The organism is Nocardioides koreensis (assembly GCF_039531775.1).
Lineage (GTDB): Bacteria > Actinomycetota > Actinomycetes > Propionibacteriales > Nocardioidaceae > Nocardioides > Nocardioides koreensis.
In genome coordinates, this window is sequence record NZ_BAAAQR010000025.1 from 1 (window position 1) to 1,587 (window position 1,587).

Below are 1,587 nucleotides of genomic sequence, written 5' to 3' on the forward strand. Positions count from 1 at the left end.
CCTCGATAGTTCATGGTCAAGCCGGCGTGCGGGCCGGCGTCAACGTCGTTCATGCTCGCTGCGCTGCGCGTGCTCCACGTTGACCCCGGTCCCACCCGTCGGTTGGTGAGCATCGATCGAGGGATGACGATCTGTGGACCGGGCCCTCTCGAGGGGTTGCGGGCCGGGGCCCCACTCACAAGATTCGTGGGTTACCGAGCAGGGGCTGCCTGCTCGGCCTATCCGACAATTGTGGGAGGCCCCGGTGTTTACCGAGCGTACGAGCGTTGGGCTCGATGTGCACGCACGATCGGTCGCCGCATTGGCGATCGACACCACGACAGGCGAGCTGTTCAAGCAGCGGCTGGTCCCCTCCAGCGAGGTCGTCATCGACTGGATCCAGGCCCTGCCCGGCCCGGCCGCGGTGACCTATGAGGCCGGACCGACCGGGTTTGGTCTGGCCCGGGCGATGACCACGGCCGGGATCCGGTGCGAGGTCGCGGCACCCTCGAAGATCACCCGGGCGGCCGGCGACCGGGTCAAGACCGACGCCCGGGACGCGATGCTCCTCGCGCGGCTGCTGCGCATGGACGAGATCGTGGCGGTCCGGGTGCCCACCATCACCCAGGAAGCCGCGCGTGACCTGGTCCGGGCCCGCGAGGACGTCCGCGGTGACCTGATGCGGGCCCGGCACCGGGTCTCCAAGCTGCTGCTGCGCCACGGCCACGTCTACTACGGCGGGAAGGCCTGGACCGCCAAGCACGCGACCTGGCTGCGTTCGATCCGCTTCGCCGAGTCCGGCACCCGGGCCGCCTACGACGCCGACCGCGAGGCCGTCGACTTCGCCGTGGCGCGTCGTGACCGGCTCGACCAGGCGATCGCGGCGATGGCCGCCGACAGCGAGTTCACCCCGGTCACCCGCCGGGTCTGCTGCCTGCGCGGGATCTCGACGCTGACCGGGTTCGCCCTGGCCGTCGAGCTGGGCGACTGGGACCGGTTCACCGGTGCCAGCATCGGCGCCTACCTCGGGCTGGTGCCCACCGAGCACTCCAGTGGCGAGTCCCGCCGTCAGGGTGGGATCACCAAGACCGGCAACAGCCACGCCCGTCGGCTGCTGATCGAGGCCGCCTGGCACCACAAGGCCCAGTACCGCGTCGGCGCCGTACTGCAGGCACGCTGGGACCAAGCACCTCCCGACGCCCGGGCCCGCGGTCACGCCGGGAACCAGCGACTGCACCACAGGTGGCTGCGGTACGCGGCCCGCAACAAGAAACACACCGTGGCCAACACCGCGATCGCCCGCGAGCTCGCCGGCTGGTGCTGGTCCCTGGCCACCATGCCCGACTAGCGTCGGGCACCACCGCCCTGGCTGGAACCACCGCGACCGGGACGCAGCGCGAGGAGCCAAACCCGCGATTCGGCTGTGAGCCACGAACCCACCACGGGCCCGTGACGCTCGACCTCAGAAACGCCGGAGAGCTCCTGCCGAACGCCGTCATGCGGTAACCAACCCGCGCATATCAGCATCGACCGCGCGTCGCAGACACGCTGAACCCGCACCGACCCCACGCCAGAACAGAGGCGCCGCCACGACAACCAGTCGCGACG

The 1,587-nt window shown here is 70.6% G+C and carries 1 protein-coding gene; it reads left to right on the forward strand.

The window, feature by feature from the left end; all coding sequences use genetic code 11:
* The first annotated feature begins 277 nt into the window (after positions 1-277).
* The gene (locus ABD268_RS22745) at positions 278-1,327 is read left to right on the forward strand and encodes an IS110 family RNA-guided transposase (protein ID WP_344158249.1); all 1,050 of its coding nucleotides are present in this window, start codon (positions 278-280) and stop codon (positions 1,325-1,327) included.
* Positions 1,328-1,587: the final 260 nt, after the last annotated feature.